At 46.9% G+C, this 21,562-nt stretch carries 22 protein-coding genes; 14 read left to right on the top strand and 8 right to left on the bottom strand.

Features of this window, described 5'->3' with window-relative positions; translation table 11 throughout:
- Window positions 1–306: 306 nt before the first annotated feature.
- The 5 genes from AM231_RS17910 to AM231_RS17890 all read left to right on the top strand — a co-directional run bounded on the left by AM231_RS17910 (window position 307) and on the right by AM231_RS17890 (window position 4,774).
- Window positions 307–1,332 (top strand): leucine-rich repeat domain-containing protein, encoded by a 1,026-nt coding sequence (locus tag AM231_RS17910; RefSeq protein ID WP_054403880.1) that lies wholly within the window; start codon window positions 307–309, stop codon window positions 1,330–1,332.
- Between the two features lie 239 nt (window positions 1,333–1,571).
- Complete coding sequence (locus AM231_RS17905; RefSeq protein ID WP_054403879.1) at window positions 1,572–2,165, top strand: TetR/AcrR family transcriptional regulator; 594 nt, start codon at window positions 1,572–1,574, stop codon at window positions 2,163–2,165.
- 94 nt (window positions 2,166–2,259) lie between these two features.
- Window positions 2,260–3,390 (top strand): alpha/beta fold hydrolase, encoded by a 1,131-nt coding sequence (locus AM231_RS17900; protein ID WP_054403878.1) that lies wholly within the window; start codon window positions 2,260–2,262, stop codon window positions 3,388–3,390.
- Window positions 3,391–3,906: 516 nt separating this feature from the next.
- Window positions 3,907–4,524 (top strand): DUF2975 domain-containing protein, encoded by a 618-nt coding sequence (locus AM231_RS17895; RefSeq protein ID WP_053491956.1) that lies wholly within the window; start codon window positions 3,907–3,909, stop codon window positions 4,522–4,524.
- Window positions 4,525–4,543: 19 nt separating this feature from the next.
- Window positions 4,544–4,774 (top strand): helix-turn-helix domain-containing protein, encoded by a 231-nt coding sequence (locus AM231_RS17890; protein WP_023959480.1) that lies wholly within the window; start codon window positions 4,544–4,546, stop codon window positions 4,772–4,774.
- A gap of 107 nt (window positions 4,775–4,881) precedes the next feature.
- Here the strand turns inward: AM231_RS17890 and AM231_RS17885 are convergent, their stop codons facing one another.
- The 5 genes from AM231_RS17885 to AM231_RS17870 all read right to left on the bottom strand — a co-directional run bounded on the left by AM231_RS17885 (window position 4,882) and on the right by AM231_RS17870 (window position 10,290).
- Window positions 4,882–5,718, bottom strand: coding sequence for a sulfurtransferase (locus AM231_RS17885; RefSeq protein WP_054404263.1), 837 nt, complete (start codon window positions 5,716–5,718; stop codon window positions 4,882–4,884).
- 166 nt (window positions 5,719–5,884) lie between these two features.
- Window positions 5,885–8,095 (bottom strand): acyltransferase family protein, encoded by a 2,211-nt coding sequence (locus AM231_RS17880; RefSeq protein ID WP_054403877.1) that lies wholly within the window; start codon window positions 8,093–8,095, stop codon window positions 5,885–5,887.
- The gene (locus AM231_RS30260) at window positions 8,079–8,207 is read right to left on the bottom strand and encodes a hypothetical protein (RefSeq protein WP_278044640.1); all 129 of its coding nucleotides are present in this window, start codon (window positions 8,205–8,207) and stop codon (window positions 8,079–8,081) included. Before AM231_RS30260 ends, AM231_RS17880 begins: the two co-directional genes overlap by 17 nt.
- A gap of 330 nt (window positions 8,208–8,537) precedes the next feature.
- Window positions 8,538–9,698, bottom strand: coding sequence for a sporulation protein YhbH (gene yhbH / locus AM231_RS17875; protein ID WP_053491959.1), 1,161 nt, complete (start codon window positions 9,696–9,698; stop codon window positions 8,538–8,540).
- Between the two features lie 169 nt (window positions 9,699–9,867).
- The gene (locus AM231_RS17870; RefSeq protein ID WP_053491960.1) at window positions 9,868–10,290 is read right to left on the bottom strand and encodes a hypothetical protein; all 423 of its coding nucleotides are present in this window, start codon (window positions 10,288–10,290) and stop codon (window positions 9,868–9,870) included.
- A 216-nt stretch (window positions 10,291–10,506) separates the two neighbouring features.
- On the opposite strand from AM231_RS17870, the gene AM231_RS17865 reads away from it, so the two are divergent.
- Window positions 10,507–10,887 carry a DUF423 domain-containing protein gene (locus AM231_RS17865; RefSeq protein WP_054403876.1) on the top strand — a complete coding sequence of 127 codons (381 nt, stop codon included), beginning with the start codon at window positions 10,507–10,509 and terminating at the stop codon, window positions 10,885–10,887.
- An 81-nt stretch (window positions 10,888–10,968) separates the two neighbouring features.
- On the opposite strand, the gene AM231_RS17860 is transcribed toward AM231_RS17865, so the two are convergent.
- Entirely contained in the window at window positions 10,969–11,523 is a 555-nt protein-coding gene (locus AM231_RS17860; protein ID WP_053491962.1) for a hypothetical protein, read from the bottom strand.
- Window positions 11,524–11,746: 223 nt separating this feature from the next.
- Between AM231_RS17860 and AM231_RS17855 the strand changes: the two genes are divergently transcribed.
- Complete coding sequence (locus tag AM231_RS17855) at window positions 11,747–12,049, top strand: YunC family protein (RefSeq protein ID WP_054403875.1); 303 nt, start codon at window positions 11,747–11,749, stop codon at window positions 12,047–12,049.
- A gap of 99 nt (window positions 12,050–12,148) precedes the next feature.
- On the opposite strand, the gene mtnA is transcribed toward AM231_RS17855, so the two are convergent.
- Together mtnA and mtnK are read right to left on the bottom strand one after the other, a co-directional pair.
- The gene (gene mtnA, locus AM231_RS17850; RefSeq protein ID WP_054403874.1) at window positions 12,149–13,228 is read right to left on the bottom strand and encodes an S-methyl-5-thioribose-1-phosphate isomerase; all 1,080 of its coding nucleotides are present in this window, start codon (window positions 13,226–13,228) and stop codon (window positions 12,149–12,151) included.
- Complete coding sequence (gene mtnK / locus AM231_RS17845; RefSeq protein WP_054403873.1) at window positions 13,225–14,448, bottom strand: S-methyl-5-thioribose kinase; 1,224 nt, start codon at window positions 14,446–14,448, stop codon at window positions 13,225–13,227. Before mtnK ends, mtnA begins: the two co-directional genes overlap by 4 nt.
- A gap of 306 nt (window positions 14,449–14,754) precedes the next feature.
- On the opposite strand from mtnK, the gene AM231_RS17840 reads away from it, so the two are divergent.
- From AM231_RS17840 to AM231_RS17810, 7 genes are all read left to right on the top strand, one after another.
- Complete coding sequence (locus tag AM231_RS17840; protein ID WP_053491966.1) at window positions 14,755–15,231, top strand: Dps family protein; 477 nt, start codon at window positions 14,755–14,757, stop codon at window positions 15,229–15,231.
- A 278-nt stretch (window positions 15,232–15,509) separates the two neighbouring features.
- A complete protein-coding gene (sufC, locus tag AM231_RS17835) occupies window positions 15,510–16,292 on the top strand; it encodes a Fe-S cluster assembly ATPase SufC (protein WP_053491967.1) in 783 nt (260 codons plus the stop codon).
- A 22-nt stretch (window positions 16,293–16,314) separates the two neighbouring features.
- Window positions 16,315–17,619, top strand: a complete 1,305-nt coding sequence (sufD, locus tag AM231_RS17830) for a Fe-S cluster assembly protein SufD (RefSeq protein ID WP_054403872.1) — start codon at window positions 16,315–16,317, stop codon at window positions 17,617–17,619.
- Complete coding sequence (locus tag AM231_RS17825; protein WP_053491969.1) at window positions 17,616–18,836, top strand: cysteine desulfurase; 1,221 nt, start codon at window positions 17,616–17,618, stop codon at window positions 18,834–18,836. Before sufD ends, AM231_RS17825 begins: the two co-directional genes overlap by 4 nt.
- On the top strand, window positions 18,826–19,245 hold the full coding sequence (sufU, locus tag AM231_RS17820) for a Fe-S cluster assembly sulfur transfer protein SufU (RefSeq protein WP_053491970.1): 420 nt from the start codon (window positions 18,826–18,828) through the stop codon (window positions 19,243–19,245). The genes AM231_RS17825 and sufU overlap by 11 nt, the downstream gene beginning before the upstream one ends.
- 28 nt (window positions 19,246–19,273) lie before the next feature.
- Window positions 19,274–20,671 carry a Fe-S cluster assembly protein SufB gene (gene sufB, locus AM231_RS17815; protein WP_054403871.1) on the top strand — a complete coding sequence of 466 codons (1,398 nt, stop codon included), beginning with the start codon at window positions 19,274–19,276 and terminating at the stop codon, window positions 20,669–20,671.
- Between the two features lie 72 nt (window positions 20,672–20,743).
- Window positions 20,744–21,361: a YhfC family glutamic-type intramembrane protease gene (locus tag AM231_RS17810; protein WP_082341739.1), complete on the top strand. Its 618-nt coding sequence runs from the start codon at window positions 20,744–20,746 to the stop codon at window positions 21,359–21,361.
- Window positions 21,362–21,562 lie beyond the last annotated feature (201 nt).

The raw sequence follows: 21,562 nt of genomic DNA, 5'->3' as shown, positions 1-21,562 counted from the left end.
GGCAACTTTCTTAAAGTAGTTATTTACGATTTCTTATAAAAGCTGTCCCTTTCGTCGACACGAGGAAGGGGCGGCTTTTTCTTGTTAAACAATAGTAGTGTGAAAGACATCTTGTGCGTCGCGTAGGCGGAATTGCAAGATTTATGGATTCACGCATAAAATATCATCATGTTATAGTTAATAGCAACACTAAATAACAAACTAGACAGCCTCGGGATAATCGCGACAATTTTAAGCATTTATACGCACAAGGTAAACCGTTTTTTTACTCGAATATCAATATTCGTAGGATGGAGGGAGAGCAATATGAGTGAACCTTGGACGGCTTCGATGAGGGGGATTCCCTGGAACATGGACAAAATGGAAAGTGCCGTTAAACAGCTGCGGAACCGTGCTAGTCTTGAGTTCGTTGTTGGGTCAGATAACGCCGCAGATTTGCTGAAGCTGGATGAACAGGTGTTTTCCAAACGTCCGGATCTGATTCTGCACATATATATTCCAGAGGAGGCAGGTCAATATACTGAGGAAGTTCTGGAGGCACTTGCTGGATTGAAGTTCGTTGCTGCGTTGCATTTGGAACTTAAACAGAAGCAGGATTTGAATAAGCTGGGTGCGCTGGATCGAATGGAGTTTCTTAAGATACGTTCTCCCAAAAAGCAAAATCTCGATTTTATCCGGAATTACAAGTTCTTAAAGTATCTTGAACTCAGCGGTAAATTTGAAGATCTATCACCGATTGCTGACTGCATTCGGCTGGATACACTGGTTCTGAACTGTGCGATTGATCAGCTGGATTTTGTTGTGGAATTGCCGATGATGAAATATTTGGCTATCGACAGTTGTACACTGAACGGTCCGCTGGAAGTGCTGGCCGACTCAAATATAAGCATGCTAAGGCTATCTTCCGTCCGAAATCTGATGAATATCGATGGCCTGGCGAGTTTGAACAATTTGTCTTATCTTCACTTGTCGCTGCCGAAAGTTGAGCGCCTGTGCGATTTCTCGCATATGAAGAATCTTCGGCAGCTTGAACTGGATTATATGAAATCCTTGCAGGAGATCGAGAACCTGTGGACTGCAAGCCGGCTGGAGGTTTTGACACTTAAGGAGATACATACGCGAATCAAGGCGGAAGCCTTGGATGGCTTAACGAAGATGGAGTGCCTGCGCCAGATAGACTTCCGGTTTATCGATACCGGCAAAGGCCGGATTGCCGCCATCCGTAAACGAATGGCTGAAGCGGGCAAAGAGCATCTTCTCTACGAGAATATTCCTGAGGAAAAGCAGATAAGATCGATGGCTTTTGAGCATTTGTCAGGGATTTTGATGTAAGACTAAAGATGGCATATAACAAGGAGAAAGCCCGCTATCTTAGCGGGCTTTTTGCTGATTTCAAACTTCCACTATAATTTACATTGATCCAAATTATAAATGATTTTTTCCTGCATTTCTTTAATAGCGAAACTCTATTTAGTGAACACCAAAACCTCTTGTAAGAAACAGGAAAAGAGGTTATCATATTTTTGTTGACTATATAATTTATTTTCAGTCAATAAAAAGGAGGGGGATTAATGCCTAAGATTGTCACTGAACGTGAAAAAGATCTGGTGAGAGAAGCGATGTTCACAAAAGGGATTGAACTGATTCGCAAGAAAGGCGTAAAGCGGATTACGGTAGAGGATATCACCAATGCGACCCATATCGGCAAAGGATCTTTTTATTCTTATTACAATTCCAAAGAAGAACTTCTCTATTCGATTATCAAAAAGAGCGAGAGCAGAATGTTTGAGAGAGTGGAGGCCGTATTGTCCGAACGCATAAATTTGAAAGAAAGGCTTGTAAAGGCATTGAAAGAAATTTATCTGGCAGCGGACAGTATCGTTCTCTACGTTTCTCCATTGGATATAGAACTGCTGCTTCGTAAGCTTCCAGCTGAGGCGGCGGATCGGGAGGCATTAAAATCAAACGACTATTTTAGCAGGACGCTGTCGCTTTGCGGCATTGACGAATCGGGATGTGAAATGGAGGTACTTGCATATTTAATGAACGCGCTCCATTTTGTTGGTTCGACAGATATGTCTTTTGGTGAGCGAGGACGAGAGAAGGCCTTGGATATACTCGTCCATGCCATTGCCGAATATATGACGGAGGGAGCCAAGCCATGAGAGAATCTCTTGAAAAATACAAAACGTCGTATGGGATTGCCCCCAATGATTCTGCCCAGCGGAACCCCAGTTCTATCGTTTATTGGAGGACACGATGAGCGTTATATGGATCATATTAGCGGGATTGCTTATATTCATCGTTAGCTTGGTTCTTTTTGTTCAGTACAAGAAAAAGAAGAAGACACATCGAATTCGGATGAATCCCATGAGTAATGGCATTGATTGCAGAGAATTCGTAACCATCGGCGGCATTTCGCAATATTTGCATCATCGGGGCGAGGACATAGATAATCCTGTGATGCTGTTTTTGCATGGCGGCCCAGGCGAGCCTATATTGCCGTTTGCCCAAGAATTTCAGATCCCTTGGGAGAAGCGTGTCACGGTTGTCCATTGGGATCAGAGAAACTGCGGTAAAACGTATTTTAATAATGATCCGAAACAAGTTGCTCCAACGGTCACGGTTGACCGTCTCGTTCAGGATACGTACGAAATTGTGAACTATTTGAGAAGAAAATATCATAAAGAGAAAATTATCATTTTGGGGCATTCATGGGGTTCGGTGTTAGGCAGCCTGTTCAGCAAGCAATATCCGGAGCTTGTGCAGGTTTATATCGGCGTCGGGCAGGTTGTCAATATGAAGGATAATGAACGCGTCGGATATGAAAAAGTACTGGAAGCGGCAAAAATGGCGGGAAACGACATCGATTATCGAGATCTACTTCGTTTGAAACCTTACCCTCCGCTAGCATTTGATGACGACATGATCAAGAAACTTATGAAGGTTCGAAAATATCAAAGAAAGTATAAATTATCGGCCGGTCCAACAACAGAGCTTATCGCCAATGCATTAAGTTCACCATTTTATACGCTCAAGGATATGAGGTATTTTTTCATATCCGGAGCATTTGGCGACGGACAGCGTCCCATCTGGAAATATTTATGTGAATCCTTCGATCTGTCGACTATGGACGCTGCATTTGAAATGCCAGTCTTTTATATACATGGAGAGCGAGACTGGCAAACGCCCTATCCACTGGCACAGGAATTTTTTTTAACAATTCAAGCGCCGCTCAAGCTGTTTTACTCCATTCCGGAAGCGGGCCATATCCCAATGCTTGAACGGAAGGAGAAATTCAACGAGGCGCTATTTGATATTTTGGAGCGAGCGAATGTTACGGCGAAGACCAAGAAGTCTCTGCACAGGTCTCCTGTTGGTACAGGCTGATGCGGTAGCCGGCTGGAGCGATTGGATCAGTTATAAGGAGAATTCGAATGCTATAAGGAGGAAAAACACGAAGAACCCGCGTCCGACGCGGGTTCTTCGTTTCTACTCATTTCCGGTGGCAATCGGATTGCCCACATAAGACAACCCGCTTCTTACACCCCCCACGAACCCCCATGCTTGAATAAATCCTACGCCAAGAGTTAGGAGTTCATAGCAGCGCAGCGGTAGAGCCTCGGAAGATATGCTAGCGCTGTGCAACGACCTCCTTTGGCAGCTTGGGATGACTTAGGGAGGAAGAAGCCTGTTGGGCTGGCGGAACAGTATTGTTTGAGCCAAGGCGAAATATACCTCTGTCGCTGGTCAAGCCGAACGGAATGCCAACAAAAGGCTCAGTGAAGTTAGGTGAACCCGGAAGGGTAGAGGGTTTTATTTAATGTTTATCATTAAATAGTTATTGTTTTTCATAAATCAATCATTTAGTATATATTGTAAGTTCACATGAAAAGGAGATTGCGCATGAACGGAATCGAATTCAAAGCCAAGCCTGGTTTCAAAAGAATGCACACTGCGCTTAAGATCGGATACTGGGGAGGGATCGGGCTACTCATTGCATTCGTCTGTTTCAATATATGGATCGGATTAAAACCCCAGGAGTTGTTCTCTGCAGAGAAGGGAATCATGCACTGGTTCTTTTCAGTACCATTATCGGACACGGTGACGAAGAGCGTCATGGTGCCCTTCACTTATTTTCAACCGATCAATCCCGACAAGTTCGATGCCAAGAAGGCCTATCTGGTAGTCAGCTTGACCAATACCGTGCTTGTTTTCTGGGCCTACCTTTACTCGATCGGCAAGATTCGCCTTATAATAGGAAGCATACTTAGCGGAATCAGTCCGTTCAGCCTGGCGAATGCCGCCCGGCTGAGAAGGCTGGGAATTGCCGTAATTTTTTATTCTTTGCTGGCGAAGCTCATACTTAATATTTTGATCTGCCTGCTCGTCACACGCATCTTTTCGATCAATCTGGGGAGTATCTCTTTAATCGGAATTATCATCGGTATACTCGTTCTGTTTGTGTCCGAGATTTTCAAGTACGGCGCTCTTCTGCAGGAAGAGCATGATTCGACTTTCTAAGAATGGAGTCTGACAAAAAGTGCCGATTATTATACGACTGGACCGGGTCCTGGCCGATAAAAAAATGAAATTGAATGATTTGGCCGACAAAGTCGGAATTTCGAACGTCAATCTGTCCAATCTAAAGACGGGTAAAGTGAAAGCAATCCGGTTCTCCACATTGGAAGCGATCTGCGAGATTCTGGACTGTCAACCGGGAGATATTTTGGAATTTGTTCCGGCCGATAGCGATAGCTGTGAAAACGATTGAGAGGAAACTAAACGTCTACACGTTGGCTCAACATGCAAATATTCCACAGATATGGAGTAGATTAATCTAAACAAAAAGAACCCGCGTTAGGCGCGGGTTCTTCTATTTTACTCACTCTTCGTAGCCACCGGATTCTCACTGTACGAAATCCAATCGCTCCAGCTGCCTGCGTACAGCTTCACATTGCTGTAACCGGCTGCCTCCAGAGCAAGAACGTTAGGGCAAGCGGTAACGCCGGAGCCGCAGTATACGATGATCTCGGCATCCTGCGGAATGTTGGAGAAATGCTCGCGGAGATCATCTGCATTCTTCCAATGACCGGAATCGTCCAGGACACCCTTCCAAAAGTAATTCACAGCTCCAGGGATATGACCGGCCTTGATGTCCATAGGCTCCTCCGCGCCGGCATATCTACGCGGCTCACGAGAATCGATGAGCACTTTGGTACCGTGAAGCGAAGCCTCGCGCACCTCATCCACGCCGACCAGTTTATCAGGCTTTAGATTGACTTCATATGTAACGGGGATCACGATCGGTTGTTCGTTCGTTACCGGATACGACGCGTTCTTCCAAGCCGTAAATCCTTCATCCAATACATAAGCTTCTTCGTGCCCCGTGTATTTCAGCAGCCACCATAGACGGCTGGCCATGGCGCCGCCTTGATCGTCATAGATTACGACACGGCTGCTGCCTTGAATGCCCGACTGCCCGAGGCGCTTTGCCAGGTGCTCCAGGTTCGGCAGGGGATGGCGTCCGCCATGTTCCGTAATCGGGGAGGAGAGGTCCTTCTCCAGATCAAGGTAAACTGCCCGCGGAATATGTGATTCTTCGTATGAGGCTCTGCCGCTTTCCGGCTTACCGAGGGCAAAACGGCAATCGACGATGACCAAATCCGGTTCATAGAGTCTCGCCAGCAGCCATTTCATAGTAACGATATGGTTCATATACCAGGACACCGCCTTTAATAGAAATAATGAGAATAGTAATCGAATTATATCATATTGCTGCTTCTGCATACGTATATAAGTAAAAAGCCGACCTGACTCATAGAATGATGAGAACAGGTCGGCGGTATAGGAATAAATGATGGCATGAATCAGCATGAATCGCTTATTTCTTGATGGCTTGAATCAGCATGGAGGTGTAGGCTTTGGCGCCTTCCGGCTCCAGATGAACGCCGTCCGACCGGAAGTATTCCGGATGATTCTTACTGGCTGAATACCAATCAACTAAGGTGATTTTGGGATTCTGTGCAGCCGCTTCGGCCAGCATGTCGTTAACATTCTGTTCCCAGTCGCGCGGAACTCGCGTGTTGATCAGCAGAATCTGTTTGGCCGAATCCAGAGGAAGCAGCAGTGAATCCAGATCCTTCTTCGAGAAAGCTCCATTGGTGCCAAGCCCAATGATGATAATGCCGCCATTTACTCGGTTCTGGTCTTTCATAACAGGAATCAGATCATCAGCCTGACGCATTTGGCGGCCAATCATTGCATCGACATGAATGCCGGGCAGCGATTGTTCCAGATAAGGAGATACGCCGAGCATGACAGAATCTCCTATGGCCGTAATGACGGACTTGGATGCCGGGGGATGAGAGGGTTTATTCGCTGGCTTGGCAGGATCACTCTTTCCGCTGGTTGTATCGCTAGCCGGGTCCTTGGATGGAGATGACTTATCCGTTTTAACTGCATTAGACTTACTCGTTTTCTCGCCGTTCGATTGATCGGGAACCATCATTTCGGAATCGGTTCTATCTGTACTTCCGCTTTCTTCTTCGGTTTGCCCCTCTTCGATGTTTTGGTCTGTCCCTGCAGGCTGGCTTGGCAATTCCTTCTCTTCAACATCGTCATCGTCCGAACCTGTCTCTTCGTCCTGTGCCGGAGTCCCAGATGTTTTATTCCCAGTATCGGGTTTCTCAATCACTCCTGGTTGATTCGAAGGGACGCTGGTCGGCGGCGCCGGGCTGTCTCCGCCAGCTGGATGATGTGGCTGCTCTTCCGGCGGCTCAACCGCAACAGCCCCATCACTTGGAGTTAGCTCTTGTTCTTCCGAAGCGGAGTCACCCAAGTTCAGCATGGCAGCGATATCGTTTACCGTTCTTGCCGAAGATACGCTGCTCATCATTCCCGAGCAGAAGATGCCGATTAGAATAAGCGAGCACAGGGATATGATCCAGCCTCTTAATGAAATCGAAGCCGGGCGACGGCGAAGGGAATAGGCCTTGGACCATAGTTTCTTAAGACCGCCATGTCGTATCGGTTCTTCGACATACTTCCAGGATAGGGCGGCCAGCAGAATGCTTGCCGCGATTTGCAGTGCTACTGCAGGCCAAGGCAGATCGCTTGCACCCGCATCTGGCGATGTCAGGATCATCACGGGATAATGCCACAAGTAAATTCCGTAGGAGCGAACGCCAATCCATACGAGCGGCTTCCAGCTTAACAAGCGGCTGATCGAAGCCGCCGGATGTGCCAATACGGCTACGAGTACGGCCGCAGCCAGGGAGAAGAGCAGCATGCCTCCTTGATATAGAAAAGTTTCATAACGGTCAACCTTCCACATCATGAAGAGTATCATGAGCAGAGCTACTATTCCCGTGATATTTAGTCGGCGCCGGGAGGACACCGAAACATAAGAAGATAGCTTCCAGCTGGGCCATATAATAGACAGCCCTGCCCCGACAAGCAGCCCGAAAGCCCGAGTATCAGTGCCATAGTAAACCCGGCTAGGATCGTCCCCAGGCTGGTAGATAACAGCCATCCACAGAGCTGACAGTGCAGCCCCGATGGCAATGAAGGTGAACAGAGGTCCTCTGCGGGGAAAAAGTTTAAGCCCCACTAACATGATCAGCGGCCACAGCAAGTAGAACTGTTCTTCTACGGCTAGGGACCAGAAATGACCCAAAGGAGACGGCGGCCCAAATGATTCAAAGTAGGATTGCTCCTGAAAAATAAACTGCCAATTGCTTATGTACGTAACAGCTCCGAGTACATCACCCCGAAGTGCGGCTAGTCGAGAATGGTCAAACAGTGTAACCCATACCACCAGAATAAATAGCATGAGCAGCATGGCTGGCAAGAGCCGCCGAAACCTTCGTATCCAGAAATCCTTCAGATCGATCCGCTGCTGATGATGCCACTGAGATGCCAGAATATCCGTGATGAGATAGCCGGACAGTACGAAGAATAAACTTACCCCGAGAAAACCGCCCTTTGCAAAACCAAAACTCCAGTGGTATCCCATGACTCCGATTAATGCGAGGGCCCTGAGTCCGTCCAGACCAGGCATATAACGTGAACGTGGTTTATCTGGAACCGGCATGGTTGATCGCTCCTTCCGAAGGATCTGCACTTGTGCCGCTATGTAATAGCCGCTTCCATAATATGTAGGACATATTCTCAAACGTCTGGGTGGTTAATAAATGATGTGTCATTTGGAACATGATAACCTTTCCTTTCTCTTATATAAGGACAGATCAGGAGAAGTCCAGTGCGAAACCTGTCATATCCTGTAGAAAATGTCATAACTACTACATACTATCATCTCGAGGAAACCAGAAGGTGACAAAAAAATGAACCTCCGGCTACATTATGATGTCAAACCTAAGACAGAATTTTCATCTGAACATACAAGTTTTTATTATCATTTCATCCATTCTTCGGTAATGCTCTGTTAGCTGTAACATGACAAGCGATAAGAAAAAGGAGGCCATGCTGCCTCCTCCACTTCCATGCCATCCCTATCCATTATTATCCTCCAGAGATTAATTCACAGCTCCTTCCCGTTTGCGAAAAAAGGTTTTAAGGGCTTCATAGACTTCGCCTTTGTCTTTGATGACATGGTACATGAATTGGTCCAATTTAATATTTTTATAAGCTGACATCAGCGTGCTGCTGCGATTGTACTGGTTGACCTCTCCATAACCGAACATATTGCTTACCTTAAGCAATTCACCTATGAGCTTGACGCATCGTTCATTATCGGAGGTGAGATTGTCACCGTCAGAGAAGTGAAAAGGGTAGATATTATATCGGGATGGAGAATAGCGATGATGGATGATATCTAACGCCTTCTGATAAGCAGATGAGCATATGGTTCCGCCGCTTTCACCACGGGTAAAGAACTCCTCCTCGGTCACTTCTTTCGCTTCGGTGTGGTGGGCGATAAACACGATTTCCACCTTTTCATATTGTTTACGGAGGAAGCGGGTCATCCAGAAGAAAAAGCTGCGTGCGCAATATTTCTCGAATGATCCCATAGAGCCGGATGTGTCCATCATGGCGATAATGACTGCATTTGATTCGGGTATCACGGTATCGTCCCATGTTTTATACCGCAGATCATCCGGACTGATGCCGTGAATACCGGGATTGCCGTCCCTGGCATTGCGGCGCAGGTTCTCTAAAATGGTACGTTTTTTGTCGATGTTGGACATGATACCCTTTTTACGAATGTCGTTAAAAACGATGGATTGTGTGTCGATCACCTCTTGATCCTTGGGCTGCAGCAGCGGTAGTTCGAGCTCCTCAAACAGCATATTTTCCAGTTCCTCCAGGCTGACCTCTGTCTCCACGATGTCCTGTCCTGCCTGATCGCCAGCAGATTCTCCTTTCCCGGACTGGGAAGGCGAAGGGTCACGCCCCAGGACATCACCTACTTGGCTGTCGCCATCGCCCTGACCCACATGCTTTTGCTTTTGGTAATTGTAAATGAAACGGTATTCGTCAAGGCTTCGTATGGGAACTTTAATAATCTGTTTTCCGTCAGACAGAATTATATTTTCTTCGGTAATCAGATCGGGCAGGTTGCGTTTGATCACATCGCGGATTTTATGCTGGTGGCGTACTTGATCCTGATAGCCTTTGCGGTGCAGCGACCAGTCTTCGCGGGATACGATAAACGATAGAGCATCATCATTTTGCATGGACAGTCACCTCCCAAGTGCAGCCATGACGCCTGTTGCCGTCTTTTTTCGGCTGTAGTATTTCATTATATTCGGGAGAAAGAACGATATGTGAGGGTCAATCCTGGTTTGGTATGAAAAAGACACCGTACCTGAATTAGATCAAGTACGGTGTCCATATTCTTGTGTCCTAAGCGTTTAATACGAAGAAGAACAGAGCAGCGATGGTAACGATGACAATGCTATTCACGATGGTGGCAATGACAGCGACGGCTCTTTTGCGATTTTTGCTAAAGCAGCCTACAATGCCAAGAGCCAGTCCGATGATATTAATAATCATGACGAGGATGAATACAGCCGCTAATGTGGTCATCGCTTCGAGTGTTTCCTGATTCGGTTCCAGAAGCGGACCATTTTCAGTCATGAAAGGCTCAATCATCGTCGTGCCGAGCGCCCCAAGCAGAATATATCCTAGCAGGGTCACGATGGATAATATGAAAGATGCTATACCGAAGCGGGAGTGTTTTCTGTCCTCAGGTGGGATGAAGGTGGTTTTGGGTCTTTTGGGTGATGCTTGTTCCTCGGATGGTGAGGAGGATGATTGCTGATCCATTTACATAATCTCTCCTTACTTGGGATACATTCATTAATCATTTCTGTTGGTGTCTACCAAAGTTAGTTATGCTTCCTTATTAATCTTTCACAAAATAGATTGGAAATCAAGTCCAAAGCACTTATACCCCTGTGGAAAAGCTGTAGAGAATCCGTTAAACTTAACATGATGACATAAGGACAGGATGGTCCGTTGATAAAAAGGGGTTGAACAGGCTTGAGTCGAACATTCATTGCGTGGGGCTCGATTCTGATGGCTTTGTCTGTAGCCATCGGAGCATTCGGTGCACATATGCTCCAGGATCGCATTACGGTTGATGAGCTGGCTACATACGAGACAGGAGTCCATTATCACATGATACACGGACTAGCCGTATTGATTACAGGTATCCTGGCGAAGGTGCTGGGTGAATCCCGCAAGCTGTTTTGGGCGGGCGCTCTATTCATCGCCGGAACGATTATTTTCTCAGGCAGTCTCTATGTATTAAGTATATCAGGTATCAAGTGGCTAGGCGCTATAACGCCGATAGGTGGAGTATGCTTTATAGTAGGCTGGCTGATGCTGATGTCTTCGGCGCTGTTTTCTAAACGCGCTTGATTCTAAAGAAAAAAAACGGTTTCACCGAACCCTTGTTTATGGGGCGGCGAAGCCGTTTTTTTAATGGATCACGGTGGAGTATTAGCTGACACTAAATTCATCAATTTCATTGAGTTTGAAAGTATAAACCTGTTTCTCATCGACATGATAAACGTTCACGAGGAAATTGCTTTCGTCGTAGTTAAGAATACGACAGGGAAGGCTTGTTTGCTTTCCGTTGCGGTTTGTTGTCAGGCGAACAAGGCGATTATCCTTACTGTATACTTTTATCCATTCAAAGGGATCACTTCCGATGATTGGTGTTTGCACAGGGGGAGCGCTTGCAGTGATCTTTTTCTCCGGTATCGAAGATGTAGCAGGAGTAACAAGCTTCTCTTTTGGAGAGGTTTCAGAATTCGATTTGCGTGAAGCTTTGCTAATTACAGAATTCTTTTTGGCTTGGATCAAGGTGTTGATGATTTCTCCAAGCTCCATTCCGGACTTGACCCGGAAATCGATGACTTCAGCCTTTTCGTTCAGCATTTCTAGCAAATATTGCAGAGCCAGTGCGTTGGAAGAACTCTTGACCAGAATATCAACGTTGAATAAAAAGCCGTTCTCATCGGTGACAGGAATTGTGTTCATAGCTTTTATCATACACCAGCTTTCACATTGTTTTTTCACTGAATCTAATATACCATAATTTTCGAATTTTGATAGTCCTAATGTCATATCGATTTCATTATTACTCTATCTACTTAAGAGACATTAGCCCCATTTATTATCGAAGGAAATGCATGTACTAACGAGACATTTGCACCATGTCGGTTCATGAGGAATAAACATAATTCTAAGCGAAAAGCGAGGGGAGGTGTGTGAATTGGTGACTTTACTGCCGATTAATATCGAAGGACATACCGTTATGGGCGTGGAGGTTCAGCTGCCGAAAACAACGCTCCTGGCTGTTTATACTTCCCGTGGCTATATCATGTGCGGTGCACTCGATGTGGGACTGCTGAATGAACGACTGGCTGACCGGAAGATCATTGCAGGGAGGGCTACCGGGGTCCGCACACTAGAGCAGCTGCTGGAAGCACCTCTGGAATCCGTAACCCTGGAGGCAGAGAAGTGGGGAATCCATCCTGGCTTGGCCGGCAAGGATGCCATACTGAGAATGCTTTGAACACAATGGATGCACTACAAAACATTCACCAAAAAACGGACAATCGGTTGTTAATCGGCTGTCCGTCTTTGGTGTCAAGGCTTATTCATATCAGGGCTGCTATTCAAACAGGCTTTTCAAGCTCTCGTGATAAGGTGCTTTCACGACGCCTTTTTCCGTAATGATCGCAGTCACATATTCATTCGGGGTGATGTCAAAGGCAGGATTGTACACTTTGATGCCTTGCGGTGCCGTACGTTTTCCGAAACCTTCCGTGATCTCTTCGCCAGGGCGCTCCTCAATCGGGATATCGGCTCCTGACGCCGTATTCAGATCAATCGTCGACAGCGGGCACGCAACGTAAAAAGGAATGCCGTGAGCTTTAGCCAAAACGGCTACCCCGTATGTCCCAATTTTGTTGGCAACATCGCCATTTGCGGCTACGCGATCGGTACCGACGATGACCGCCTGGATCCATCCTTTGGACATGACCATAGCAGCCATGTTGTCAGCGAGAAGCGTAACGTCAATACCGGCCTGCTGGAGTTCAAAAGCGGTTAAGCGGGCACCTTGGAGTACCGGTCTGGTTTCGTCTGCGAATACCTTAATGTTCAGGCCCTGCTCATGAGCTAGATACATCGGTGCCAATGCCGTGCCGTACTTGGCTGTAGCCAGTCCGCCCGCATTACAGTGGGTAAGCACGCCCATGCCATCCTCGAAGAACGGGAGTGCGTTTTCACCGATGCGGCGGCACACATCCTCGTCCTCGGCCCGGATTGCCTCTGCTTCTGCCAGCAGAGCTGCATTTAGTCCGGCTGCCTCAAGGTTTGAAGCTGCGAGTTGTTCAGCAGCAAGCTTTATCCGGTCCAGGGCCCAGAACAGATTGACGGCTGTCGGTCTGGAAGTAGCCAGATAAGCGCAGGTTTTTACAACTTGCTCAAGCCAGCCCTTGCTGTCGACACTTTCGTACTGCATGCCGCCAAGCACAGCGCCGAATGCTGCCGCGATTCCAATCGCTGGTGCTCCGCGGACCTTCATGGAGTGAATGCCTTCCCATACTTCTTCGGGTGTAGAAAGCTGAAGATAAACAATTTCTTCCGGAAGCAAACGCTGGTCCAGCAGAACCAGATGATCTCCTTCCCAATAAACCGAACTTAGCGGTGCATAAGTGTTAGCATTGCCGGAAGTCATACCGCTCATATGGATACCTCATTTCCTTTAGTTGCTTGTGTGATTAGTGTCAAAATATCCTCAAAGGATTTGATGCTTCGGTGATGGCGCACGAGCTGTTTACCGATGGCAAGCGCTTTGCGCTGAGCCGTTTCTCTGGCGTTATCATCCGTGATCGTGTCAATGTCCGCTACATGGGACAATCCTACTATGCGGCGGATCATTTTACAACCGGCATACCCGGCGGTATCCTTCAAAATCTGCGATACATAATAATCCTGATAGCCCGGCGTTCGAGACATTTCATCCAGGAGATCTTCATTCCAGAGCTTGCGGAAGTTGCTCTCGAAGTGGGTCCACACATCGCTCGCCATCTCAAGGAGTCTGGCTTCACGTGCCGCCAGCGCATGCTCATCCTGACTCCATCCCGGTTGTGCTGCATAGTTGAGCAGAATATTGCCGATTACAGCGCCGATATCGAAGCCCATCGGACCAAAGAAAGCGAATTCCGGATCGATCACCTTGGTGGATTCCGATGTGACAAAGACGCTGCCCGTATGCAGATCCCCATGCAGCAGAGCTTGCGCGTGGGTTAGAAACTTTTCACGAAGCAGCGCCACCTCGAAGTGAAGGGGCAGGTCGGCGCGTAGGGCTTCCGCTTCATCGGCGATGCTCAGCTCATAATTGTTATTAGCTGATTCTCGGTAAGGGTCTTCGAAGATGAGGTCTTCTGTGATTTTGCATAAATCCGGATTCACAAAGCGGCCGGCAAGTATTTTCTTCTCTTGCTGGTTCATCCCCAAATCTGAAGTGTAAAACAAGGTTCTGGCCAGGAATAGACCAATATGCTCAGCGAACTTAGGATAAGCGTTTCCTTCAATTAAGCCTTTGCGCATGATGGTATACTCGCTCAGATCCTCCATGATGGTATAAGCGAGCTCATCCGAATATCCGTATACTGCGGGAACAAGATCCGGGCAGAGCGAATATTCCATTTCCAGTGCCTGGCGTTCAATACGTGCACGTTCCAAAGAAAGCGGCCAGGATTCACCAACGACTTTTGCATAAGGAACCGCTTGTTTGATAATGATACTATCGTTCGTGTTTTTGGCGGTGACATGAAACACCAGATTGAGATTGCCATCCCCGATTTCATGGCATTCAAGCTCAGTATGGTCCGGAAAACGGCCTGGTAAGCTCTTGGCTAATTGTATCGCCTTCTCCGCGTTCAGCGGATGATATGTAGACATGTTTAGTCACCCCCAAATAATATAAAAGAAAAAAGCCAACGTTTTTGCTTGGTATTATCTAGTATAACGTTTTTTCGTAAATTTTGTATCATTTTTTGGGTGAAAGACAAGTTTAATGAACTTGATTCGCTTCGTACTTGTGAGGGTAAACTACAAATAGACGCCCAAGCACAGCATGTACTCATATATTAATGAAGGAATAGCAATAGCAGTTGATTCCAGTTACAATGGGATTACACCGCTGGTGCAGCATATCCTTGGAGGCAGTACAGGGTGCATTTCATATAGAAAAGGAAGGGATTAATCATGGCAAAAACTACATCTGGCAAAGCTGCGGGAAAAACCAAAAACTCCAGCCTGGAGCAGTTGTTGAATCAGCAAGTAGCAAACCTCAACGTGCTTTATGTCAAAATTCATAACTATCACTGGTATGTAACCGGGGAACAATTCTACTCCCTTCATGTGAAATTTGAAGAACTGTATAATGAAGTTACACTTAAAATGGATGAAATTGCCGAGCGTCTGCTCTCGATCAAAGGCAAACCTGCTGCAACGATGAAGGAGTATCTGGAGCTTGCAACCGTGCAAGAGGCCTCCGGCAATGAAGATACTCGCGGTATGGTTCAAGCGCTGATTGAAGACTTTGCTACCGTTTCCGAGGAGATGGGCGAAGGCATTGAGATGGCTGAGAAAGCGGGAGACATGCCTACAGCGGATATGTTTACCGGCTTCAAGGCAGATCTTGAGAAACATATGTGGATGCTGCGCGCTTATCTTGGATAAGAGTGAAACATATAAGGATGAACTCGTGTATGAAACAGGCTTGGCCGTTCAATGGCTAGGCCTGTTTTTTGATAGCTCTACCTGTCTGATAGTGTCTTCAAAAAGCCTGTCCGGTTGAAATACGTCATATTTTATTATAAAATGGCTTGAGAATCAGTGATAATCAGTTTAGAATGATTATAAACAAATAATTATTTTTTAATTTATGAAATCAGGGAGTCAAACCTGTTATCATATAGGACAACAATACACTACCTATTCAACGGAGGGAATCTAATATGTCAACAAAGTTTGTCATTGAAGGATTGAAAGCAACAATCGAAGGCAAGGAGATTCTTAAGGGAATCGACCTTGAGGTGAAAGGCGGAGAAGTTCATGCCATCATGGGACCGAACGGTACAGGTAAAAGTACGCTGGCTTCCGCGTTGATGGGTCATCCTAAATATGAAGTGACAGATGGTAAAGTTTTGCTTAACGATGAAGACGTGCTGGAGATGGAAGTGGATGAGCGTGCGCGCGCAGGTATGTTCCTGGCCATGCAATATCCAAGTGAAATCGCTGGTGTAACGAATTCCGACTTCCTGCGCAGTGCTATCAACGCTCGTCGCGGTGAAGGCAATGAAATTTCGTTGATTAAGTTTATTCGTCAAATGGAAGGCAAAATGAAAGAACTTGAGATGAATCCCGAGTTCGCGCACCGTTACCTGAACGAAGGCTTCTCCGGTGGTGAGAAGAAGCGTAACGAAATCCTGCAGATGATGCTGCTGGATCCAAAACTCGTCATTCTTGACGAAGTAGACTCCGGTCTTGATATCGATGCATTAAGAATTGTAGCAGACGGTGTGAATACGATGAAATCCGAAGAACGCGGTTTCTTGATTATTACCCACTACCAGCGTTTGCTTAACTATATTACTCCAGATTTTGTGCATGTTATGATGCAAGGACGTATCGTGAAATCCGGCGGACCGGAACTGGCTGAGCGTTTGGAAGCAGAAGGTTATGACTGGATTAAGGAAGAGCTGGGCATTACGGATGAAACTGTAGGTCAAGACGCGTAAATTGACGGGAGGAGGAAACGATATGACTACACAAACCATACTTCCGGTCAACGCTGAGGCTTTGAAGGCTTTGTCCGAGAGTAGACAGGAACCAACTTGGCTGACAGACAGCCGCTTGGCTTCTTTGGAACTTGCCGGCCAATTGGAATTGCCGAAGCTGGAGAAACAACGCATCGAGCGTTGGAACATCCAAAGCTACGGTGAATATAAAGAAAGCAAGAAACTTGCTTCCCTCGATGAACTGCCTGAGCGGGCAGCACAGCTTGTCGAAGGTTCGAGAGAAGGCGGACTGGTAATTCAGCGTAACTCCGGAACGGTATATACAAGTCTGGCTTCGGAACTTGCTGCCAAAGGCGTGATTTTCACGGATTTGGAAACAGCGGTGAGAAAGCATGAGGACTTGGTTAAACCTTACCTGCATCAAGCGCTTAAGAATGACGAGCACGCGCTGGCTGCTCTCCACGCTGTAGTATGGAACGGCGGAGTGTTTCTTTATGTTCCTAAGAATGTTGAGGTTGATGTTCCGCTTCAAGCGGTTATGCTGACTGATGATGCCGAAGCGACATTCGCTCCGCACGTGCTGATTGTAGCCGAAGCTAACAGCCAAATCACATACGTAGACAACTATGTATCGGATTCTCTGTCTGCGCCGGTAACCCATAACGGAGCGGTAGAGATCTTTGCCAAAAATGGTGCGAAAGTTCGTTATGCTTCCGTTCACCAGTTGACCGCAGAAGCAACGGATGTTACGTTCCGCCGTGCGGTGCTCGACAACGATGCTTCGATCGAATGGATCGTTGGTGAGATGAACGATGGCGATACAGCGAGCGATACCATGAGTATACTGAAGGGTAACGGTTCGACATCTGATGCGAAAGTCATTGCGGTAGGTTCCGGATCTCAGAAGATCAACTACACAACGCAAGCGAAGCATTATGGTAAGAGTTCCGCTTCCCAGATGATTACGCGTGCGGTTATGCGTGAAGAGGCACAGGCCATTATCAACGGAATCACCAAGATTGAGAAGGGCGCAACCAAAGCAGACGGTCAACAGACCGAACGTGTTCTGATGCTCAGCCCGAAAGCCCGCGGAGACGCGAATCCAATTCTGTTGATTGATGAGGATGACGTAACGGCTGGACACGCGGCGTCCGTGGGACAAGTGAATCAAGAGCAAATTTACTATCTGATGTCCCGGGGGATTTCCCGCAGCGTTGCGGAATCCTTGGTTATTTACGGTTTCTTGGCTCCGGTTGTCAGCGAAATTCCGCTTGAGGGACTGCGCGACCAACTGCAAGGGCTCGTTGAAAGGAAGCTGGGGCAATGATCGCCTCTGTCCGTGAGCAATTTCCCATTCTTCACCAGGAGATCAACGGACATCCGCTGGTATACCTCGATAATGCCGCGACATCTCAGAAGCCGCAGGTGGTCATAGATGCGATCAAGCGGTATTATGAGTGGGAAAACTCCAATGTTCACCGCGGGGTTCATACACTCGGGAGCCGTGCTACCGATGCTTATGAAGGAGCCAGGGAGAAAGTTGCTCGATTCATTAATGCCGAGAGTTCGGAACAAATTATTTTTACCCGGGGAACGACGACGGCCTTGAATTTGGTCGCCTCATCCTATGCCCGCTCGGTTTGCGGGCCCGGGGATGAAATCGTCCTTACGGAAATGGAGCATCACAGCAATCTCATTCCGTGGCAGCAGGCGGCTTTGGCCACCGGCGCTACGCTGAAATATATACCTCTGCAGCCTGACGGCACGATCCGTGTCGAGGATGTAGAACAACTGGTTACAGAACGGACGAAGGTTGTAGCTATCGCATATGTGTCCAACGTGATGGGTGTTGTGCATCCCGTGAAAGAAATTGCGGATATTGCGCATCGCCACGGTGCTGTCATTGTGGTTGACGGAGCGCAAAGTACGCCGCATATGAAAGTCGATGTTCAAGACCTGGATTGCGATTTCTACGCTTTGTCCGGCCATAAGATGTGTGCTCCAACAGGAATCGGCGCATTATACGGCAAGAAGGCGCTGCTGGAATCAATGGAGCCGATCGAGTTCGGCGGAGAGATGATTAATGATGTTGGACTGTACGAATCCAACTGGAAAGAGCTGCCTTGGAAGTTTGAGGGCGGAACGCCTATCATCGCAGGAGCTGTCGGGCTTGGCGCAGCGATCGATTTCCTGGAGGAAATCGGGATGGACGCCATCGAACAGCATGAGACGCAGCTGGCAGCTTACGCCATGAACCGTATGTCAGAGATCGAAGGCATAACCATTTATGGTCCTCGGGAGCGCAAGGTGGGGCTTGTCACATTCAATTTAGGTGACGTTCATCCGCATGATGTCGCGACCGTGCTCGATGCCCAAGGTATTGCGATTCGCGCAGGACATCATTGTTGTCAACCGCTTATGCGTTGGTTAAAAGTATCTTCCACGGCACGTGCGAGCTTTTATCTGTATAATACAGAAGAGGACGTTGATCGATTAGTTAGCGCCTTAATCCAGACAAAGGAGTATTTTGGCGATGCAACTTGACGATTTGTACAGACGTGTCATTATGGATCACTATAAGAATCCCCGCAACCGAGGAAAGTTTGAAGCTGATGCAGTCACGATCGATTTGAACAATCCGACTTGCGGAGACCGAATTTCCTTGCAGCTTAAGGTAGAGAACGGCGTTGTAGCCGATGCTAAATATACGGGGGAAGGCTGTTCCATCAGCATGTCTTCCGCATCGATGATGACAGACGCAGTGAAGGGAAAAACGCTGGATGAAGCCATCAGTCTGGCAAACCGTTTCTCCTCTCTTATGCAAGGCGAGGATGTAGAATTTGAAGAGTACGAGGATATTGAAGCCCTATCCGGTGTTAACAAGTTTCCTGCCCGCATTAAGTGTGCAACACTTGCGTGGAACGCACTCCGAAAAGGAATAGACGCAAAGTAATGAATAGATCGATAGGGAGGTAAGTTAAATGGCTAAAAAGGCACCAGAAATGGAAGAGTATAAATACGGTTTCCGTGACGAGCACAAAGCTATTTTTCAGACCGGCAAAGGTTTGACGCGTGAAGTCGTGATGGAAATATCCAAGATTAAGAATGAACCTGAGTGGATGCTGGAATTCCGTTTGAAATCTCTGGAGCAGTTCGAGAAAATGCCAATGCCTCGCTGGGGCGGCGACCTCGATGATCTGGATTTCAATGATATCCAGTACTATGTAAGACCATCCGAGAAACAAGGCAAGACTTGGGAGGAAGTACCTGCCGAGATTAAGGAAACCTTCGATAAATTGGGTATTCCGGAAGCAGAGCAGAAGTTCCTGGCGGGCGTATCCGCACAGTACGAGTCCGAAGTCGTTTACCATAACATGCAGAAGGATCTTGAGGATCAAGGCGTTATCTTCATGGATACCGATACGGCTCTTAGAGAGCATCCGGAAATCCTGAGAGAATACTTTGCGACGGTCGTTCCTCCAGCTGATAATAAGTTTGCTGCGCTGAACAGTGCCGTATGGTCTGGCGGAAGCTTTATCTATGTTCCAAAAGGTGTAAAATGTGAAATTCCGCTGCAGGCGTATTTCCGTATCAACTCCGAGAACATGGGTCAGTTCGAACGTACATTGATCATTGCGGACGAGGACAGCTTCGTACATTACGTAGAAGGCTGTACAGCTCCAATCTACAGCACGAACTCGCTTCATAGTGCGGTAGTTGAGATCATCTGTAAGAAGAATGCTCGCGTTCGTTATACAACGATCCAGAACTGGGCACCAAACATCTACAACCTGGTTACGAAGCGTGCGGTTGCTGAAGAGAACGCCACGATGGAATGGGTGGATGGCAACATCGGCTCTAAGCTGACGATGAAATACCCTGCCGTTGTTCTGAAGGGTCGCGGTGCTAAAGGTTCCGTACTCTCCATCGCGGTAGCAGGTAAAGGCCAGCACCAGGATGCAGGTGCGAAGATGCTCCATCTGGCACCGGACACTACGTCTACGATCGTATCCAAATCCATCAGTAAGCACGGTGGTAAAGTAACATACCGGGGACTTGCTTCCTTTGGCCGCAATGCAGAGGGCGCAAAAGCCAACATCCAGTGTGATACGCTCATCCTCGACAATGAATCAACGTCCGATACGATTCCTTATAACGAAATCAAGAACGATAATATTACGTTGGAGCATGAGGCGACCGTATCCAAGGTATCCGAGGAACAATTGTTCTACCTCATGAGCCGTGGACTTAGCGCAGCCGAAGCTACGCAAATGATCGTTATGGGCTTTATCGAGCCGTTCACCAAAGAACTTCCGATGGAATATGCGGTTGAGATGAACCGACTGATCAAGTTCGAAATGGAAGGTTCTATCGGCTAAGCATTATTATGAACCCGCCACATGAGTGTGGCGGGTTTTTTTGATGAAATGAAGTGTCTGATTTGATAGGAAGTGAAGCATAAAAAGTGGTATCCAATACTGCTTGGCATAATTTCGTTGATCATTTTCGGGTTGGTTTTGTCAAACGGAATTCAAGCTTTGTTTCTTTTGGTCGATTGGCCAGTAAGTCAATTCTTATATGCAACTCCTTTAATTTTATGCATATTTGTAGGACTGATACAGGGAATCTGTGAAGAAGCAGGCTATTATTATGTTTTTAGCCGCCATTTAAAAACGTGGAAGGGCTGGAAAACCCCCTTGTTGTTTGGAGTGGGAAGAAGCGGATTACATTTGATTTTCGATATATCCAGCATTATAGCCATTGGATATTCAACGAATCAAATTCTATTGTCGGTAGTTATAGTGCTTGTATCTAATATCGGATTGTTTGGACTATCTATCATGGACTATACGGCATCAAGAATACATCGTTTCAAATGGCTGTGCGGATTGGCAATCATCATTCACGCGATCTTGAATGGCGGTCTATATGCTATGGAGATTGGCTATATTTCTGCAGGTATAAATGACAGCAATATGTTCAGAGTGAGTATGTCTCTTCTTGCTGTTGCAATAGCTTTTATTATCTATAAAAAAGTGAAGTTAGACGGCGATACGAAGACAATTTAAATCAGAAATATACATAGGTTATATATTGCGGCCATACATCGATGCCTCTGGGATGATTGGCCGCTATTTAGATTTGGGAGACATTTATGAGGTGGAAGCAAATGACAAAAAACCGCCGGCATTAAGCCTGACGGTTATGTTAACGATTCACAAATTCCTGGCATGAAGTCAATTGCTCATACAGGTAACAGGAATTATTGT

Origin of the sequence: Paenibacillus solani (genome assembly GCF_001277345.1) — a bacterium.
Classification (GTDB): Bacteria; Bacillota; Bacilli; order Paenibacillales; family Paenibacillaceae; genus Paenibacillus_AQ; species Paenibacillus_AQ solani.
The sequence above is the reverse complement of the archived record's forward strand: the minus strand, read 5'-3'. Positions and strand labels throughout refer to the sequence as shown.

Bases quoted from the DNA above. Each gene is read 5' to 3' on its own strand.
- sufC (WP_053491967.1), top strand. From the start codon at position 15,510: ATGTCAACAAAGTTTGTCATTGAAGGATTGAAAGCAACAATCGAAGGC.
- sufB (WP_054403871.1), top strand. From the start codon at position 19,274: ATGGCTAAAAAGGCACCAGAAATGGAAGAGTATAAATACGGTTTCCGT.
- AM231_RS17910 (WP_054403880.1), top strand. From the start codon at position 307: ATGAGTGAACCTTGGACGGCTTCGATGAGGGGGATTCCCTGGAACATG.
- AM231_RS17870 (WP_053491960.1), bottom strand. From the start codon at position 10,290: ATGGATCAGCAATCATCCTCCTCACCATCCGAGGAACAAGCATCACCC.
- AM231_RS17840 (WP_053491966.1), top strand. From the start codon at position 14,755: ATGGCAAAAACTACATCTGGCAAAGCTGCGGGAAAAACCAAAAACTCC.
- AM231_RS17825 (WP_053491969.1), top strand. From the start codon at position 17,616: ATGATCGCCTCTGTCCGTGAGCAATTTCCCATTCTTCACCAGGAGATC.
- AM231_RS17900 (WP_054403878.1), top strand. From the start codon at position 2,260: ATGAGCGTTATATGGATCATATTAGCGGGATTGCTTATATTCATCGTT.
- sufD (WP_054403872.1), top strand. From the start codon at position 16,315: ATGACTACACAAACCATACTTCCGGTCAACGCTGAGGCTTTGAAGGCT.
- AM231_RS17895 (WP_053491956.1), top strand. From the start codon at position 3,907: ATGAACGGAATCGAATTCAAAGCCAAGCCTGGTTTCAAAAGAATGCAC.
- mtnA (WP_054403874.1), bottom strand. From the start codon at position 13,228: ATGAGCGGTATGACTTCCGGCAATGCTAACACTTATGCACCGCTAAGT.
- AM231_RS17905 (WP_054403879.1), top strand. From the start codon at position 1,572: ATGCCTAAGATTGTCACTGAACGTGAAAAAGATCTGGTGAGAGAAGCG.
- AM231_RS17885 (WP_054404263.1), bottom strand. From the start codon at position 5,718: ATGAACCATATCGTTACTATGAAATGGCTGCTGGCGAGACTCTATGAA.
- sufU (WP_053491970.1), top strand. From the start codon at position 18,826: ATGCAACTTGACGATTTGTACAGACGTGTCATTATGGATCACTATAAG.
- yhbH (WP_053491959.1), bottom strand. From the start codon at position 9,698: ATGCAAAATGATGATGCTCTATCGTTTATCGTATCCCGCGAAGACTGG.
- AM231_RS30260 (WP_278044640.1), bottom strand. From the start codon at position 8,207: ATGACACATCATTTATTAACCACCCAGACGTTTGAGAATATGTCCTAC.
- mtnK (WP_054403873.1), bottom strand. From the start codon at position 14,448: ATGTCTACATATCATCCGCTGAACGCGGAGAAGGCGATACAATTAGCC.
- AM231_RS17860 (WP_053491962.1), bottom strand. From the start codon at position 11,523: ATGATAAAAGCTATGAACACAATTCCTGTCACCGATGAGAACGGCTTT.
- AM231_RS17880 (WP_054403877.1), bottom strand. From the start codon at position 8,095: ATGCCGGTTCCAGATAAACCACGTTCACGTTATATGCCTGGTCTGGAC.